Annotated in this window: 17 protein-coding genes and 2 tRNA genes; 6 read left to right on the forward strand and 13 right to left on the reverse strand. The window is 52.9% G+C overall.

The window, feature by feature from the left end:
* Positions 1–29 precede the first annotated feature (29 nt).
* The 4 genes from ACE419_RS02600 to murI all read right to left on the reverse strand — a co-directional run bounded on the left by ACE419_RS02600 (position 30) and on the right by murI (position 2,717).
* Complete coding sequence (locus ACE419_RS02600; RefSeq protein WP_432646185.1) at positions 30–695, reverse strand: F420-0:Gamma-glutamyl ligase; 666 nt, start codon at positions 693–695, stop codon at positions 30–32.
* Positions 696–708: 13 nt separating this feature from the next.
* Positions 709–1,260, reverse strand: coding sequence for a hypothetical protein (locus ACE419_RS02605; protein WP_432646184.1), 552 nt, complete (start codon positions 1,258–1,260; stop codon positions 709–711).
* 74 nt (positions 1,261–1,334) lie between these two features.
* Positions 1,335–1,799 carry an acyl-CoA thioesterase gene (locus ACE419_RS02610; RefSeq protein ID WP_432646183.1) on the reverse strand — a complete coding sequence of 155 codons (465 nt, stop codon included), beginning with the start codon at positions 1,797–1,799 and terminating at the stop codon, positions 1,335–1,337.
* Between the two features lie 135 nt (positions 1,800–1,934).
* A complete protein-coding gene (gene murI, locus ACE419_RS02615; RefSeq protein WP_435720902.1) occupies positions 1,935–2,717 on the reverse strand; it encodes a glutamate racemase in 783 nt (260 codons plus the stop codon).
* A 144-nt stretch (positions 2,718–2,861) separates the two neighbouring features.
* On the opposite strand from murI, the gene ACE419_RS02620 reads away from it, so the two are divergent.
* Both ACE419_RS02620 and ACE419_RS02625 read left to right on the forward strand, forming a co-directional pair.
* Positions 2,862–2,950: transfer RNA gene (locus tag ACE419_RS02620), tRNA-Ser, on the forward strand.
* 4 nt (positions 2,951–2,954) lie between these two features.
* Positions 2,955–3,045 (forward strand) — tRNA-Ser (locus ACE419_RS02625).
* An 81-nt stretch (positions 3,046–3,126) separates the two neighbouring features.
* Here ACE419_RS02625 and uxaC read toward each other — a convergent pair.
* Entirely contained in the window at positions 3,127–4,527 is a 1,401-nt protein-coding gene (gene uxaC / locus ACE419_RS02630) for a glucuronate isomerase (protein ID WP_432646181.1), read from the reverse strand.
* A 245-nt stretch (positions 4,528–4,772) separates the two neighbouring features.
* On the opposite strand from uxaC, the gene ACE419_RS02635 reads away from it, so the two are divergent.
* Positions 4,773–5,564: a sulfite exporter TauE/SafE family protein gene (locus tag ACE419_RS02635; RefSeq protein WP_432646180.1), complete on the forward strand. Its 792-nt coding sequence runs from the start codon at positions 4,773–4,775 to the stop codon at positions 5,562–5,564.
* Positions 5,565–5,639: 75 nt separating this feature from the next.
* Here the strand turns inward: ACE419_RS02635 and ACE419_RS02640 are convergent, their stop codons facing one another.
* The 7 genes from ACE419_RS02640 to ACE419_RS02670 form a co-directional block, all read right to left on the reverse strand.
* Positions 5,640–6,428: a gluconate 5-dehydrogenase gene (locus ACE419_RS02640; RefSeq protein WP_432646179.1), complete on the reverse strand. Its 789-nt coding sequence runs from the start codon at positions 6,426–6,428 to the stop codon at positions 5,640–5,642.
* Between the two features lie 105 nt (positions 6,429–6,533).
* A complete protein-coding gene (locus ACE419_RS02645) occupies positions 6,534–7,472 on the reverse strand; it encodes a hypothetical protein (RefSeq protein WP_435720903.1) in 939 nt (312 codons plus the stop codon).
* Between the two features lie 14 nt (positions 7,473–7,486).
* Positions 7,487–8,785, reverse strand: a complete 1,299-nt coding sequence (locus tag ACE419_RS02650) for a zinc ribbon domain-containing protein (protein WP_435720904.1) — start codon at positions 8,783–8,785, stop codon at positions 7,487–7,489.
* 59 nt (positions 8,786–8,844) lie between these two features.
* Complete coding sequence (locus tag ACE419_RS02655) at positions 8,845–9,747, reverse strand: zinc ribbon domain-containing protein (protein WP_435720905.1); 903 nt, start codon at positions 9,745–9,747, stop codon at positions 8,845–8,847.
* Between the two features lie 144 nt (positions 9,748–9,891).
* Positions 9,892–10,407 carry a cysteine hydrolase family protein gene (locus tag ACE419_RS02660; RefSeq protein WP_432646175.1) on the reverse strand — a complete coding sequence of 172 codons (516 nt, stop codon included), beginning with the start codon at positions 10,405–10,407 and terminating at the stop codon, positions 9,892–9,894.
* A gap of 116 nt (positions 10,408–10,523) precedes the next feature.
* Positions 10,524–11,657 (reverse strand): metallophosphoesterase, encoded by a 1,134-nt coding sequence (locus tag ACE419_RS02665; protein ID WP_432646174.1) that lies wholly within the window; start codon positions 11,655–11,657, stop codon positions 10,524–10,526.
* Positions 11,658–11,771: 114 nt separating this feature from the next.
* A complete protein-coding gene (locus ACE419_RS02670) occupies positions 11,772–12,011 on the reverse strand; it encodes a hypothetical protein (RefSeq protein ID WP_432646173.1) in 240 nt (79 codons plus the stop codon).
* Positions 12,012–12,194: 183 nt separating this feature from the next.
* On the opposite strand from ACE419_RS02670, the gene ACE419_RS02675 reads away from it, so the two are divergent.
* From ACE419_RS02675 to ACE419_RS02685, 3 genes are read left to right on the forward strand one after another with little or no spacing between them, the layout of a single operon-like run.
* Positions 12,195–12,701 carry an NADH-quinone oxidoreductase subunit NuoE family protein gene (locus tag ACE419_RS02675; protein ID WP_432646172.1) on the forward strand — a complete coding sequence of 169 codons (507 nt, stop codon included), beginning with the start codon at positions 12,195–12,197 and terminating at the stop codon, positions 12,699–12,701.
* A gap of 16 nt (positions 12,702–12,717) precedes the next feature.
* Positions 12,718–13,971: a complex I 51 kDa subunit family protein gene (locus ACE419_RS02680; RefSeq protein ID WP_432646171.1), complete on the forward strand. Its 1,254-nt coding sequence runs from the start codon at positions 12,718–12,720 to the stop codon at positions 13,969–13,971.
* Positions 13,968–15,725 (forward strand): NADH-dependent [FeFe] hydrogenase, group A6, encoded by a 1,758-nt coding sequence (locus ACE419_RS02685; RefSeq protein WP_432646170.1) that lies wholly within the window; start codon positions 13,968–13,970, stop codon positions 15,723–15,725. Before ACE419_RS02680 ends, ACE419_RS02685 begins: the two co-directional genes overlap by 4 nt.
* On the opposite strand, the gene ACE419_RS02690 is transcribed toward ACE419_RS02685, so the two are convergent.
* Positions 15,726–16,154 (reverse strand): EamA family transporter, encoded by a 429-nt coding sequence (locus tag ACE419_RS02690; RefSeq protein ID WP_432646169.1) that lies wholly within the window; start codon positions 16,152–16,154, stop codon positions 15,726–15,728. It lies immediately after the preceding gene.
* Positions 16,155–16,349 lie beyond the last annotated feature (195 nt).

Below are 16,349 nucleotides of genomic sequence, written 5' to 3' on the forward strand. Positions count from 1 at the left end.
GGGCTATGCCTGCAGGAAAGCAGTCTGTCTTATTTCTGCGACTCCTGATACTGTCTGTAATTTTTGATGATGCAGATCGGCGTCTTCTGGCTTGCATTGCCGAACGGATTGTCGATAAGCAGTTTTGCGGCCATCTGTCCGTCGACTTTGTCCGTGACACCGACCACGCGGGAACGCTTGAGGTCGTTGACATCCGCGATCATCGCGCCAAAGCAGCCAAGACGCTGCTGGATTTTCTTGACGACCTCATTCGGATTTTTAGGACCGTAGACGATGCATTTATCGAACGGCGGCATCGTGCCCGTGACATCGTCGATGAGGGCCGTCTGCTCGCCGCCCCATTTGTAGAAAAGGCCGCTCTGGCCGACAAGTTTGCCGAGGAAGCCTGCAAACAGGGCAAAGGCCACGCGCCATTTGCCTTCGACATCCATCAGCGACTGCATGCCGTGCGGCGAGGCAAGGCTGCCGTAATCCGGAATGAAACGGCAGCAGAACTGAGCTACGCGGGAAATCTTGAGGTCTTCAGGGCGCACAAAACGGCCCTGCGTGATGGCGACGACACTCTCTGCCGTGCAGAGAAGATCGTCAGGACCAATCTTGCCCTTTGTATAACGTTCAATGCTGTCAACGATATCGTCTTTCTCGGTCAGGATGCGCGTCGGGACCGGAATCAGATCGAGTTTTGCTTCTGCCATGATAATTCCTCCCTTAGTCCTTTACGAGTTCCACACCGGCGAGCTTGGCAATCTCTTCGGCCGTCAGCGTCAAACGGACTTTCGTGTAATGCCAAGGCGTACGGCCCGTCTCCATCCAGATGACATCAAGCGGCAGGTCGACCATATGCGAAAGAGCTTCTTTGAGCGTCATGCCTTTGCGCGGCGTCAATTTGACTTTCGCGAAGATATTGAGTTTATCCTCATGATTCGGATCACCGAGTTTCTGGATGAGTACAGCTTCAAAGTAATCATCCTCGCGCGGTTCTCCTTCGCGCTCTGCCTTGCCGCGTGCTTCGATGCCGTCATACTGCTCATACGGCAGCTGCGGACGCACAAAAGCATCCATAATCGTCGCACACTGCTTGCCCTCATTGACAAACGTCAGTTTCTTCGAGAGCACAATGCCGTCGTCCGTCTGCGATTCTACGACAAAAGGAGCATCCGTCTTGACGACGACCTTCTCCTTGCCGACTGCACAGAGATAAAGTTTTGCTACGATAACCGCAGCTACGATCAGGCCAATGATTACATATAATACCGTCACGTCAATTCCTCCTGACTATTCTCTTATCCTTTTTCCTGATAAATTTATAAACTTGAAATCCCACAGGATGTCCTTTATTTCCTGTGGGGATTATTTGCCTCTTTTTCCTGCAGCTCCTGCCAAACAGCCTCATCGGCCATGGCCTGCTGCAGCTTCGTATAGTACTTTTCCGGCAGGCGCGTGATCCTGCCGCTCTCCATATGCGTGAAGACATTCTGCGTAAAGCCCGTGACCATGAGCTCCCCCGTCTTCTTATTGAACACGCGGTACTGGAAGGCCATTTTGGCCTTCGTCAGGGCTTTCGGACGCGTCTCGATGCAGATAACATCGTCAAAATGCCCCGGCGAGACGTATTTGGCGCGCACCTCCGTAATGGGGAATACGTAGCCATCCTTCATCATATCACCGAGTGTGATACCGTACTTGCGCAGATATTCCACACGGCCTGTCTCAAACCAGCGGATATAATTTGAATGATGCACGACTGCCATAGCATCCGTATCATAAAAATTCACATGATGCTCCGTAATGACTGGCACGGTCATTCCTCCTTTAAAATCCGGTCAGATTTCGTGTTTGCATTTTCCCTGCAGCACATTCTATAGCCTAGAACAAAAGCCATCGAAAGTCAAGGAAAGTCAGGATTTTTGACCTTCTTCCTGCCAACGGAGCACTCAGTGAATATCGTAAACCATGTCAAGGCGTTTGAGGTAGCGGCCGATGCGCGCAAGCTCTGCATCATCTTTTACGCGGCGGCCCGAATAATAGTATTCCACCGTCTGCGGCAGATTCTCAAGGCCATCCCGCGCCTTGAGCTGGCGGATGAGCTCGCGCACTGTGCCTTCATTGCCATCGACAAAATGCATGTTCTCCGGCATGATTTCGCGCATGGTATCCTTAAAATAATTGAAGTGCGTACAGCCAAGTACGAGTGCCGAATATTCCCTCAGGTCGAAGCGGCCGAGTTCCTCCGACAGGTAATCGTGAACAGCCTGTGAATTGAATTCCTCGCGTTCAGCAAATTCAACGAGCCGCGGCAGAGGCAGAAGGTCCACAAGATGGTCTTTGTCAAAGCGTTCGATGAGAATCTGCATCTTCTTGCCCTTGACCGTAATCGGCGTGGCCGCGACTAAAACGCGGTGCTCCCCGTCAAGGTCCAAAGCCTTCTTGGCAGCCGGCTCCATGCCGATAATCGGAATATCATAAAGATGGCGCATTTCGCGTACGGCCACGGAAGTCGCCGTATTGCAGGCCACGACAATCGCCTTGACGCCGCAGGTCACGAGAAAATCAAAAGCCTCTTTGACAAATCCACGGACTTCTTCTTTTGTCTTGACGCCATACGGCACATGGTCCTCATCCGCATAAAAGACAAACTGTTCATGCGGCAGCACGCGCATCGCATGATGCAGCACGGAAAGTCCGCCAATCCCCGAATCAAAAAACGCAATTTTCATTGCCAGCATCTCCCAAGTAAGTCATATTTTTACCTTAGCTTATTATAACAGGTCTTATTTTTTACCGCAACGGGAGCCGCAAAGCAGGGAAAGCGATTTGACAGAAACTGTCTTTTTTTGTTATAATAACTCTGTTCTTTATGCGGAGAGGTGTCCGAGTGGTTTAAGGAGCCGGTCTTGAAAACCGGTGATGCAGCAATGCACCGTGGGTTCGAATCCCACCCTCTCCGCCATAATGGAGTGGTACTCAAGAGGCTGAAGAGGACGGTTTGCTAAATCGTTAGACTGGGTAACCGGTGCGGAGGTTCGAATCCTCTCCACTCCGCCACGAAAAAGTCAGGGACTTTGGTTTTGCCAAAGTCCCTTTTTGCATGTTTATGCCAATTATTTTTATTTTTCAGCAGCAGCCTCAAAGCCGGAAATACTTTTTGATATTTTCATAGCAGACGCCTTTAATCAGCATGCCCAAGGCATCCTTATCCGCTGGGTAAAGACCTTCTTCGACGAGACCTGCCAAAGCATCGCAGAGAATGCGGCGGTAGTATTCATGGCGCGGCCAGAACAGGGCACTGCGCGCATCGGTCGAGAAGCCTACGGCCGTGCCGATGATGCCGAGACTTGCCATATAGCCGACTTGTGCACGGATGCCCAAAGGCGTCTGATTAATCCACCACGAAGGGCCGAGCTGCAGATGACCGGCATCTTCTGTCTGGAAAGCACCGAGAACGGAACCGATGATGACTTGGTCCGTCGGATTCATCGAGCTTACGATGGTTTTAGGCAGGGCTTCTTCGCGCGAAAGCAGGTCGAGAAGTTTGGCAAGATTCTCGCCATCGCTGCTCGCACTGATGCAGTCGCAGCCCGCGCCGCTGCCGAGGCCTGCTTCCATCTTGCTGTTGATGTCCCGCAGGATGCCATAATGAAGCTGCATGGCCCAGCCGCGCTCTGCATATTTCTTGCCAAGGAAGCGAAGAACCGCCGTCTGGTATTTCTCGATTTCCTCCTCGGTCGGCTCGCCCTTGCTGTTAATGACGCGGCCGACGATATCATCGAGCTCATACTCCTCGGCCTCGCGGTAAACAATCCGCGGCAGCGCATGGTCGGCTGTACGGCAGCCCATGCTGTCAAAATAGGCGATGCGTTTCGCAAGAGCCTCGCGCACCTCGCCCATCGTTGAGATATCAACATCAGCGGCCCGGCCGAGGTCGTAGAGCATGTAGTTGCCCCATTCCGGATTGGCAAGGTCTAAAGCAGCGTCCGGATGGAACACCGGCAGGACCTTGATGGGATACCCCTCTTCCTGCAGCTGGCGGTGCCATTTGAGATTGTCCTCGGGATGGTCTGCCGTAAAGACGGCCTCAACATGTCCCTGTTCCAAAAGGGAACGCACTGTCACAGTCTCATCGGCAAATTTCTCTTCGCAATAAGACCAAACATCGTCGGCCGTCTCGCCATTCAGCACATAATGGCAGTCGAAAATGCGTTTGAGCACGAGGTGCACCCACGTATAGATAGGGTTGCCCGCGGCTTTTGCGAGAGCTTCGGCAAAATACTGGAAGCGTTCGCGCGCCGGCGCCTCGCCGCCCGTGATAAATTTTTCCGGCACACCATTCGCCCGCATGAGGCGGCGTGCCACGGGATTATCGACGAGGACCTCCGTCAGATTGCGGTAGACACGGTTTTCCGCAATATCCCGCACGGGAATATGTGTGTGGTAATCGATAATCGGCAGATGTTCTGCATAGTCATGGTACAAATCTTCAGCAAACTCTGAGTGCAACAAAAAATCTTCATCCATAAAGCGTTTCATGACAACCAGCCTCTCTTTCTTATGGATTATATAAGGAAGAATTCGCTCTCCAAAGGAAAAATCCCTGCTGAAAGGCAAAGAAATCGAACAGAGGTGCAGGCAAAAAGAGCTCGTATCGTTTTATAGGCGTTTCCTATGCACGCAATATCTTTTTCGTCCTACGCAGCTGCCCATTCTATGATATAATGAACACGTTCTTATATTATTTGTTATTTGCCAAACAAAGAAAGAAGGTCTTTTCTCACATGGATATCCTGTTCTTCCTGATACTGGGCCTCGGCGTCGGGACATTTGGCACGCTCGTCGGCATCGGCGGCGGCCTCATCTGCGTACCAATCTTCATCCTGTTTCTCTCGGATGGCGGCGTTTACCCGTACTTCCACACAGCCGCACAGATTGCCGGCACCTCGCTCGTCGTCGTCATGGCCAATGCCATGAGCGGCACGCTCGCTTATATCCGCCAGAAACGCGTGCTCTTCAGTGCGGCAATTCCCTTCGCCATCGCGACCCTGCCTGGCGCCGTACTCGGTTCATGGATTGTCAATAAATTCAGCACGACGATGCTCGACCTCTACTTCGGCATTTTCCTGCTGCTGATGTCCATCATCATGTACTGGAATTCCACACACAAGCCTGTTTCGAATATCATGGAACTGCCAAAGGACTTCCATTACAACCGCACGCTCGGTATCGTCGCGAGCCTTGGTGTTGGCTTCATCTCGAGCATCTTCGGCATCGGCGGCGGCGTCATCCATGTGCCGCTGATGATTTACCTGCTCGGCTTCCCTGTCCACGTCGCGACGGCCACAAGCCATTTCGTCCTCGCCTGCTCCTCAGCCTTCGGTGTCATCAGCCATTTCATGCTCAACCACATCATCTGGGTCCCTGCCATCTGCATTTCGATTGGCGCAGCCGTCGGTGCACAGATCGGCGCTAAGATTTCCAAGAAGACAAAGTCCAAAGTCATCCTCATGCTGCTATCGCTTGCGATGTTCGCCCTCGGCATCCGCCTGATTCTGCTCGGCAGCGCTCACTAATCACATAAAGCCACATAAAAAGACGGAAGCACCCCCCACGTGCTTCCGTCTTTTTATGTGCTTTAGCTTTATTTTTCAAGGCTTGCGGCCAAGATATGCCAGGATGCCGCCATCGACATAGAGGATATGGCCATTGACAAAATTTGAGGCATCCGCAGCGAGAAATACGGCCGGCCCCATGAGGTCTTCCGGCGTGCCCCAGCGCTGCATCGGCGTCTTCGCGAGGATAAAATCGTTGAAGGGATTCCCCGGCGTACGCAGAGGTGCGGTCTGCGGCGTCGCGATATACCCAGGCCCAATGCCGTTGCATTGGATATTCATGGCGCCGTATTCCGAGGCGATGTTCTTCGTCAGCATCTTGAGACCGCCTTTCGCTGCCGTATAGGCGGACACCGTCTCCCTGCCGAGCTCGCTGAGCATCGAGCAGACATTGATGATTTTGCCGTGGCCCTTCTTGATCATGCCGGGCAGCACAGCCTTCGCCACGATGAACGGCGCAGTAAGGTCAATATCGATGACCTGACGAAATTCCTCCGCCTTCATCTCAACCATCGGAATGCGCTTAATGATGCCCGCATTATTGACGAGAATATCAATCGTGCCGAGTTTCTCCTCAATGTCCGCGACCATCTTCTGCACATCCTCTTCGTGCGTCACATCGCAGATATAGCCAAGTGCCTCAATGCCGTCCGCCTTGTACATGGCCAGGGCCTTGTCCATATGCGCCTGACTGCGGCAGTTGAACGCGATTTTCGCGCCGGCATCCGCATAGGCCTTGGCAATCGCGTAGCCAATGCCATAAGCCGCGCCCGTGACAAGAGCGACTTTTCCTTCCAATGAAAACTGCTTCTGAACATCGAACATAAAAATCCCTCCTTTTCTCCATCATATCATCAATCGGATTCTGCTGGCTATGGACAAATCTGACAAATCCGATATTTCCTGCCAGAAAATCTTAAAATATCTTCTTCATTGGTCAACTACAGCATGGCGGCTGGAAAGTGCTGTGCCAGAGCTGCGCTGATATACCGAACCATTCAGCAAAAGGGATTCATTGCCGCGGATGACGATGTGAACCACCTGTCCATCTGTATACGTAACATCTGCCGTATACGTATCACTGTTGCTGTCGTACGTCACGTTTTCAATGGAACGGAACGGATACCGTTTATAAGGCTCCTGGTTGGACCCTGGTCCCGGTTCATTTGGTACAACCTCACCTACCGAATCATACGACGTAATGATATCCGTGCGCGGTTTTCCCCATGTTCCCTGCAAGCGCGCCTTGAAATTTGCCACTAACGATTGCTTCTGTGTATCAGCTGACTTAGCTGCGGCTGCTTTGACCGTCCTTGATGACGAACGCTGCTGCTGAACGTATGATGTCAGCATCGTATCGAGGCCATCGAGATTGAACGCAGAAGCAAAATCCGTTTTCTCAATCGCAATGCTGCTGCCGCGGTCTTTAAGCTCCGCCACATTTTCCTTCACACGCGCAATGGCCGCATTCGTATCCTTGTCCAACGGATTCTTAATGATATTTTCAACATCATCGAGGATATTCCCTTCCAAAAGCACCGCTTCCAATAAATCTGCATTAGCCGTACGGTACTTGCTGCCTGGACGCGCCGTTTTGAGGTCTCCCGCTGTCTTTTTCAGGTTTCCCTGTACCGCGTCGATTTTACCAAGCAGGTCCTTTGCCGCTGCACTTTCCGGGCCGCCATGCAAGTCTTTCACGCCAAGCGCAACGTCCCGCGCATCGCTGGCAACTTCTTCCGTATAAACAGCCTGTTTGACATAAACATGCTGCTCATACTGGGTAAAGACAAAGAACCCTGCCAGTGCCAGAACAAGTACGAGGATAATGCCAACGAGAATTTTCATCGTATTGGCCGACTTTTCCATCATATCCTTCCCTTCCGTCACTGCATATGCTCGCCTGTCTTAGTCGACTCCGTATAGGCAATTTTCCAACCGCCATCCTGCTTGACAAGCGTGGCAGTGCCATTGAAATTCTGTACCTTGACTTTGCCGCCGTCTGCACGGTCACGGGCGGTCAGCGTATAGTTCAAGACTACCTTATCGCTTGAGGATGACGCGACCGAAATATTCGAGACTGTGCTGGAAAGCGTCGTGCTGTAGCCATTGCGGAACGAATCGTAACCGCCCATCCGATTCTGCTGTTCCGGCGTCATGAGATTCCAGGCGGCGCTGAGATTTTTCGAGGAGATTGCACTGTGAAAATTCCGCAGCGTCCCCTTGGCACTTTCCGTATCGTTTGACGCATTTGCCTGATTCGGTGCTTTTACACCAGCAGGCTGCTGCGCGCCTTCATATGTGCGCACGCTGATATAATCCACTTTATTGTCCTTCACAGCAAAACGCAATAAGCCGATACGGCCATCCAGCCCCGTGAATTTATATTCATAAAGCGTGCGGCCCTCTCCATCATCCGATTTCGAGAACGTATCCGTGCCATAGGCTTTCTGCACTTCGTCCAAGGTCGAGCCCTGATGAAGTCCGCGTTTGGTTGAAACACTGTCATCCTGCGAGACAAGCGCCGTAATCTTGCCATTTTCCTCAACGATTTCCATGTTATCGTAGTAATGGCGCAGCATCGAACCCTCTTGGTGCGGATCCTTCTTTTCCGCAGATTTCTCCACTTCTGAGATGGCACTGGTATCATCGCCAAGGTCGAGTCCGCCAAGCGAAAGATCCGTCTTCATCTCCCGCGCCGGCGCATCTTCCTTAGCTGCCGACTGTTTGGCCACAGGCTGATAGCCCGTCCCATTGTCCGCAAAGAATTCGCGGTAGCCAAAATAGCCAAGAACTCCGGCCAGAATGAGGATAACGGCAATCAGCAGGGCCTGTTTCTGCTTCATATGCGAAGCAGACGGTGCGCCTGCAGAAGGTGCCGATATATTTTTTGCTATATCCGCCGCACTCATCGGCTGCGAAACAGGAGCAGATGGCCCCTGTGTGCTCTGCACCGGCGGGATTATTTGTGTCTGCTCCACCGCTGTTTGCATGACAGAAGATTTTTTTGGCTGCCCGCATTTGATGCAGAATTTTCCTTTGTTTTGTGCACCGCATTGCGGACAAATCCATACAGACGGCTCATCTGCCTTCATCGACGGATTTTTCATGCCGCATTTCGTACAGAACTTACTTGAATTCACCGTGCCGCAATTTGGGCACGTCCATTGTTTGCTATCGGACAAAATATTTTCCTCCCCGTGTCAGGATTGACAATTCTCGGCCTCTTCCCTCAAGATTCCCCTTAAAGCAGGCTGGAAATGCGGAAGCCAAAGACTTCGATATTCATCGCTATGAAGAGAAGCACACCGACAACGAGAATGGTCAGAATGAACGCCGGAATCCGCTGATTCCCCATGACAGCCGGCTCCAGCATGGCATCTTTCGCTTCCGTGCAGATGAAGCCAATATTGACTGGCAGATTCTTGCGCGAAAGCCGGCAGGCCGCACAGGCAATAATGACAATAAAGGCACCTGCCAACAGAAAATACACGCCAATGCCCAGTCCGACAATTTTATCGGCAAACTCCTGAACAAAATTCGCTCCCAGGCCGAAATCGAGTCCACCCGTCATCTGAGACGCTGCCTGTGCCCCTTTTTTCGTCTTATCAAAGAAATCGACTATGGCAAAATGCAGTTTGCAGTAAATAACAGCAAATGTCACGAGCAGGCCAATATTGATAGAAAGTGGAATATTATACTTCTCCTCGCTGACATAATAACCTGCCAGACAGCAGAATGCCAAAACCGCAAACGTCATAAGCTGACTGATGTTGACCATGCTCGTCAGGCAGGAAATGATGCTGATGCTGATGAGGGGCAGCAGAACCGAAATGGCAATCATGCCGAGTCCGATGTAAGCAATCTTCTCCCACCGCATCATATTCCCGACGCGGGCAAAGAATTTCTGCGACATCTGCTGTGCCGTATCTGCGCCGCTCTGCACAAAAGACTGGGCAGCCTGTGCATAGGCATTGTTCTGCCCTGCATTTGGCTGCCCCTGCGGCATAGTCATATTAGCCCCCTGATTTGTCATAGGAGCTGCCGGCTGTGCCGGATTTTGCATAACAGGCTGTTTCGTACCGCATTCCGGGCAAAATTCTGCTTCATCCGGAATGACTGCTTGACAATGAATGCACTTCTTCATGATGATTCCTCCCCGATGGATCCATAGCAAATGATCAGCCATCATATTAATGACCGGTGTAATGAAATTAATATGATAGGTTAGAGTTCGCTAAATTTTTTAAAAATCCTTCTTCAGAGCAGAACATCATATAATGTCATAGATTCAATGGATGGCAATCTGGCACATCTTCATGGCCTGCAGAGCATTCTCGTGACTCTCGGGCGTCACGCCGGCACAGCAGTCGGCGTCGACAGACACGGGCAGCTCCGGAAAAGCAGCCTTGAGGATCATCGCATTCGAGATGACGCAGATATCCGTGCAGAGTCCGACAAATTCCACCTCGTCCGGATGGAGTCTTGCCACGACATTCGGCAGTTCCATGGAGCCAAACGCCGGCTTTTCGACGATGGCCGCAGCTTCCTTCGCAAAAACCTGCAACGACGGCGCAATCTCCCAGCCCTTTTCCGGCTTGATGCAGTGCGGCACCGGCAGATTCTTCCCTTCCTGCGTCTCCATATAATCCTTGCCATGCGTATCCTGCGTGAACACCAGCACAGCATCCTTCTCTTTTTCAAGCTTCGCCACCAGCCGCGGCAGCATCGCCTGAGCCTCCTTCGTGCCGAGGGCACCATCGATAAAATCATTCTGCATATCAATCACGACAATAACCTTGCGCATTTTTATCTCTCCCATCTAACCCAACCAAGCAATAGTCGATATTTTCTTTAGTATGGCACAAGTCAGCTGTCTTGACAATAAAAAAGCTCTCCGTAAAGAGAGCCGCTGCTGCAGATTTATGCATTTTTCAAGGTGAAATACGCAATCTCCGGCGGACAGCCGAGGCGGAAGGGGAACCAGCTGCCGTTGCCGCTGTGGACGTAGCCGTAGGAATCCCCGATTTTGACCATGCCGCGCGTGTATTTGAAGACGGGAAAAAGAGGCTTTCCGAAGATGCCAATCTGGCTGCCGTGGGTATGGCCGGTGAGGGTCAGGGCAATGCCTTTTTCCGCGCCGTCGTCGATGCATTCGGGATGATGGCCGAGAAGGATGGTCGGCACATTTTGAGGCAGGTTCCCGCAGGCTTCTTCCATATAGGACTTGCGCTCTGCAGCGAAATGTTCGCGGTCCATCGGGTAGTCAACGCCGACAAACCAGAGATTTTTGCCCGGCACTTTGCGGCTTTCGTTGCAGAGCACCTGCACGCGCGTTTTCGCGAGATACTGACGGATCGTGCGGATGCCGCGAAAATGCTCGTGATTGCCAAAACAAAACCAGATGCCGTCGGGGAACGCCCCTGCGTATTTGTCGAGGACTTGGGCTGCTTCTTCATTCTGCGTGACATCGTCAAAAAGGTCACCGGTGACGGCCAGCAAATCGGGCCTTCGGGCTGCAACTTTGGCAAGGAGCTGGTCAAGCTCTGCCACAGAGAAAAAACTGCCGAGATGAATATCACTGAGCTGCGCGAGACGGTAGCCGTCTCCTGCGCCGAGTCCCTTGACCGGAATCGTGAACTCCCGCTCCACAACGGCCTGACGCTCCCAAAGACCGCCATAGAGACTCAGTCCCAAGGCAGCCGCGGGATAAACAGAGGCATGGACGAGCAGGCGGCGCCGGCTCTCATTCACCGGCACAGCCATCATCCTGCGCCAGACAAAGCGCAGAATTACAGCCAACAGCACAAAGACCGTGCAGATAATCTGCGTCATGAAGCCGATGATGATGGTCTCAATGATAAAAGCCGGCCCGGAAATCAGATGATACAGCACGGCCCGTCCGACGAACCAACCCATGCCGAGAACGTCGAAAAGCAGCATGCAAAGGCGCACACGGCAAAGCGTCCTGCCTTCAAAAAGAAAACGCGTCGTAAAGAGCAGGGTAAACAGAGTCGCTGCCACGATGCCAATCATGATGATGGTGAACCAGGTCAAAAAATTTCCCCCTCAAACCGCAAAAACACAAAGAAAAAAAATAGACCGGCTGACCGGTCTTTGCCTGAAATTGGCTTTTAAGATACAGACTCCCCGATGAGGCAGTCGGACTTTTTAAGCCAAGCCGCGAAGATGAGCGGATTCGGCCTGCTGTTCGCGGTAATACCAGCGAATGGATTTGCCGATTGCGCAGCGCACTGCATCGAGTTCACCGCGTTTTGCCAGTTTTTTGAGCTGATTCACGTCAAAACCACTGACAGACAAGTAACTTGCAGAAAGGAAACCTCCTCGTTTCAAAAGTTTGCGATAGCTCGCACTGTCACGACGGTCCATTTCAATGTTCTTGATTGCCATAGTAATCCCCCCACAATGTAGGTCTTATTTACAAGACACCTTCGGGCAACTATATTATACCATAAAATTGTAAGGCATACTAGTATATATCTACTATACCTTTCCATTTATTTTTGTATAAAAGTACGTTATAATATGGATATTACGTGTATTGCCCACTTATCTATCTTAGGAGGTTTCTCTATGCTGACTTCCCTTACGAAGGAATATCCTCTGCCCAGCGAGCTGCAGGAACGCATCGATCTCGTGCTCGAGTCACATGATTACGACCCGACTCAGATTGTCGGCATTCTGCTCGACGTTCAGGGGCTCAACGACCGCCATTATGTGCCGGAGCCCACGGCTTATTACATCGCGGACCGGCTCAAGATGCGCGTGACCAATATCTTTGACTGTTTGAAGTTCTACAGCGAACTCTCCCCTGTGCCGCGTGCCAAATATCCAATCCAGGTCTGCTGCTCGCCGGCCTGCCGTGTCAATGTCGTCGATTCCCATCGCCTGATTTCGACGCTGGAACGCCTCCTCGATATCAAGCTCGGCGAAACGACCTACGACGGCCGCTTCACGCTGGAAAAAGTCACTTGCATCGGGGCCTGCGACCGTGCTCCAGCCGTGCGCATCAACGGTCATGTCTACGACCACCTCGACACGCAGGAAAAAATTGAAGCCCTGCTGCGTTCACTGCCTTGAGACGGAGGATTGATTTATGGAAAGTCCAGTTCATTTTCTGACAAAGAATTTTGGGAAGTACGATACTTCGTCCATTGGTTCCTATATGAACATCGGCGGCTATGAAGCCCTGCGCAAGGCCGTGAATATGGAACCAGACGAAATCACGGATCTTTTGACCTCGGTCAAGATAAAGGGACGCGGCGGGGCCGAATATCCGCTCGGCCGCAAATGGTCGCAGGCGCGCGCCGTCCGCGGGGAACGCAAGGTCGTCATCTGCAACGCCGATGAAGGCGAGACGACGACGTTCAAGGACCGCGAGCTCATCGACCACGACCCGTTTAATCTCATTGAAGCCATGACCATCGCGGCCTATGTCGTCGGCGCGACGGATGGCTATATTTACATGCGCGCAGAATACGCCTGTTTCCGTCCGCTGCTTTTAAATGCTATCCGTCAGGCCAAGAATTACGGTTTTCTCGGCACGAACATCCTCGGACGCGGTTTCGACTTCAATATTCATCTTTACTCCGGTGCCGGTGCCTATGTCTGCGGCGAGGGCACGGCTCTCATACGCTCCATTGAAGGCAAGGCAGGCAGGCCGCGCATGAAACCGCCTTTCATCAAGGTCAGCGGTGTTTTTGCCCGTCCGACCTGCCTCAACAACGTCGAGACGCTTTCGCTCGTACCGCATCTTTTAATGGATCAGGAAGGCCTTTATGCCTCCTGCGGCAAGGGCGAGTCGATTGGCACGAAGCTCATCAGCGTAGCCGGCAATGTCAACAATCCCGGCGTTTTCGAGATCCCGTTCGGCACGACCGTGCGCGACATCATCTACGGTCTCGCCGGCGGCGTCCAGCATGACCGCAGGATTCGGCTTATCCAGTTCGGCGGTGCCTCGGGCAAAATTGCCGATGATTCTATTCTCGACACACCTTATACTTATGAAGATCTGCGCGCGGCCGGTGTCATGGTCGGCTCGGGCGGCATGCTCGTCATCGACGAGCGCACGAGCGTACTCGACTTTTTGCGCATGAACCAGGAATTTTTCTGGGAAGAGAGCTGCGGCCAGTGTACGCCGTGCCGCGAGGGCAATCTCCACATCAAGATTATCCTCGACAAACTGGCGGAAGGCACGGCCACGCGCAAAGACATCGCCATCATGATCAAGATTGCCCGCGTCATGAGCATGTCGTCGCTCTGCGGCCTCGGCGAAACAGCACAGAATTCCCTGCTTTCTGCAATGAAAGTATTCCCGGACATCTTTGACATTGGAGGCGCACGCGCATGACGGAAGCACAGAAAAACGAACAAGAAATGGTCCATCTGACCATCAACAATATCCCCCTCGCCGTGCCGAAGGGAACAAAAATCATGCAGGCTGCGCAGAAGCTCGGCATCGACATCCCGCATCTCTGCTATCATGAGGACCAGCGCATCAAGGCACGCTGCCGTCTCTGCTCCGTCGAAGTCGTCGGCAAGCGCCGTCTGCTCGCGGCCTGCTCGACAGAAGTATGGGAGGGCATGGAAGTCCATACGGACACGCAGATTGTCCGCGATACGCAGGTTGCGATCCTGCAGCTCATGCTTGCCAATCACCACAAGGACTGCCTCTCGTGCCCGCGCAATCAGAACTGTGATTTGCAGAGGCTCTGCAGCCGCTTCAACATTCAGGATTCACCGCTGCCGTCTGTCTGCAGGGAAGAGCCGCGCATTGTGACGAATCCGGCCATCGTGCGCGACCCGTCTAAATGCATCCGCTGCGGCCGCTGCATCCGCGCCTGCAAGGATGTGCAGGGCCTTGCCGCCCTCACCTATGCCGGACGCAGCAGCGATATCGTCGTCACGACGGCTTACAACAAGCCGATGGAAGCCACGGACTGCATTCTCTGTGGCCAGTGCAGCCTCGTCTGTCCGACCGGTGCTCTCGTCGAGAAAGACGATACGGAAAAAGTCCTCGATGCCCTGCAGGACCCGAAAAAACACGTCATCGTGCAGGTTGCACCGTCCGTGCGCGTTTCCTTGGGCGATGCCTTTGACATGGAGCCCGGTGCCATCGTCACGGGGCAGATGGTCACGGCCCTGCATCTTCTGGGCTTCGACAAAGTTTTCGACACGAATTTCGGCGCCGACCTCACCATCATGGAGGAAGGCACAGAATTTTTAAACCGCCTGCAAAACGGCGGCGTCCTGCCGATGATGACCTCGTGCTGTCCGGGCTGGGTCAGCTACGTCGAGAAACATTACAGCGACTGCCTGCCGCATCTTTCCTCGACGAAATCGCCGATGAGCATTTTCGGCGCCATCGCCAAGACGTATTATCCAAAAGCCGCCGGCATTGACGTCAAGGACATCGTGACCGTCTCCGTCATGCCGTGCACGGCGAAAAAATATGAGGCCGCCCGTCCCGAGCTGGGACGTTACGGCCTGCAGGATGTCGACATTGTACTGACGACGCGCGAACTCATCAAACTCATCAAATACGTCGGCCTGTCCTTCGGGAATCTCCCCGAAACCGACTTTGACAGCCCGCTCGGCACGGCTTCCGGCGCCGGCGCGATTTTCGGCACGACGGGCGGCGTCATGGAAGCAGCCCTGCGCACCGTCTGCGACAAACTGACCGGCAAGACCCTTGAGCGCCTCGACTTCAAGGAAGCGCGCGGTTTTAAGGGCATCAAGGAATGCACGCTTGACATTGGCGGCCGTACGCTGCACATCGCGATTGCCCACACCCTGCGCAATGCGGAAATTCTCATGGAACAGGTCAAAAAAGGCGTATCCCCTTACGATTTCATTGAGGTCATGGCCTGCCCCGGCGGCTGCATCGGCGGCGGCGGACAGCCCATCGGCACGACCAACGCCATCAAGAAAAAACGCATGCAGGCCTTGTACGAGATTGACAAAAATCTCCCCGTGCGCAAGTCCCACGAGAACCCTGTACTGCAGGCCCTCTACAAAGATTACCTCGGCACGCCGGGCGAGGGCAAAGCCCACGACCTCCTGCACACGCATTACAAGGCCATCAAGAAAGAATACAATTTCTGATTACCAGATGGCTAAAATCAGGCCGCCTGCCGCAATCATGGCAATGGCAATGCCGTGTACGAGGCTGACTTTCTCGCCGAACAGAATCACGGCGAGGATGACGGCAAAAACCACGCTGAGTTTGTCAATCGGCGCTACCTTTGATACGGGGCCGTATTTTAAAGCGAGGAAATAAAACAGCCACGACGTCGCACCGGCAATACCGCTTAGGGCCACGAAAAGCAGTCCCTTCTTATCATTGAGCATATCCGGCAGATGTGAGAGATTGCCCTGCACGAAAACCACGCCGACGAGAAAAACAGCCATAATGATGGAGCGGACTGCCGTCGCGACATTGCTGTCGATGCCCTGCAGGCCGACCTTGCCAAAAATCGAGACAAAGGCTGCGCTGACTGCTGAAAGCAGTGCATAAAAAAGCCATGGTTCCATAAAAATCATCCTCCCGTTCTTTTCGCTCTCCAGCCTGTCCTGCCTGCAAGACAGGGTACCCTGCCCACAGATGCAGGGTGATATATGTCTATCATAACGCATTTTGTATTTTCCGACAACTATCCTCTGCGCTTTACACCTTGACACAGGGAAATGATAGTGGTATCGTATAGGCAATGTAAAACCGTTGAAGCG

The sequence above is a fragment of the Mitsuokella apri genome, from assembly GCF_047974105.1.
GTDB lineage: Bacteria > Bacillota > Negativicutes > Selenomonadales > Selenomonadaceae > Mitsuokella.

What these genes read in the sequence shown, in the direction of transcription:
- ACE419_RS02600 (WP_432646185.1), bottom strand. Translation starts at nt 695, where the DNA reads ATGGCAGAAGCAAAACTCGATCTGATTCCGGTCCCGACGCGCATCCTG.
- murI (WP_435720902.1), bottom strand. Translation starts at nt 2,717, where the DNA reads ATGAAAATTGCGTTTTTTGATTCGGGGATTGGCGGACTTTCCGTGCTG.
- uxaC (WP_432646181.1), bottom strand. Translation starts at nt 4,527, where the DNA reads ATGAAACGCTTTATGGATGAAGATTTTTTGTTGCACTCAGAGTTTGCT.
- ACE419_RS02635 (WP_432646180.1), top strand. Translation starts at nt 4,773, where the DNA reads ATGGATATCCTGTTCTTCCTGATACTGGGCCTCGGCGTCGGGACATTT.
- ACE419_RS02640 (WP_432646179.1), bottom strand. Translation starts at nt 6,428, where the DNA reads ATGTTCGATGTTCAGAAGCAGTTTTCATTGGAAGGAAAAGTCGCTCTT.
- ACE419_RS02645 (WP_435720903.1), bottom strand. Translation starts at nt 7,472, where the DNA reads ATGATGGAAAAGTCGGCCAATACGATGAAAATTCTCGTTGGCATTATC.
- ACE419_RS02655 (WP_435720905.1), bottom strand. Translation starts at nt 9,747, where the DNA reads ATGAAGAAGTGCATTCATTGTCAAGCAGTCATTCCGGATGAAGCAGAA.
- ACE419_RS02660 (WP_432646175.1), bottom strand. Translation starts at nt 10,407, where the DNA reads ATGCGCAAGGTTATTGTCGTGATTGATATGCAGAATGATTTTATCGAT.
- ACE419_RS02670 (WP_432646173.1), bottom strand. Translation starts at nt 12,011, where the DNA reads ATGGCAATCAAGAACATTGAAATGGACCGTCGTGACAGTGCGAGCTAT.
- ACE419_RS02675 (WP_432646172.1), top strand. Translation starts at nt 12,195, where the DNA reads ATGCTGACTTCCCTTACGAAGGAATATCCTCTGCCCAGCGAGCTGCAG.
- ACE419_RS02680 (WP_432646171.1), top strand. Translation starts at nt 12,718, where the DNA reads ATGGAAAGTCCAGTTCATTTTCTGACAAAGAATTTTGGGAAGTACGAT.
- ACE419_RS02685 (WP_432646170.1), top strand. Translation starts at nt 13,968, where the DNA reads ATGACGGAAGCACAGAAAAACGAACAAGAAATGGTCCATCTGACCATC.
- ACE419_RS02690 (WP_432646169.1), bottom strand. Translation starts at nt 16,154, where the DNA reads ATGGAACCATGGCTTTTTTATGCACTGCTTTCAGCAGTCAGCGCAGCC.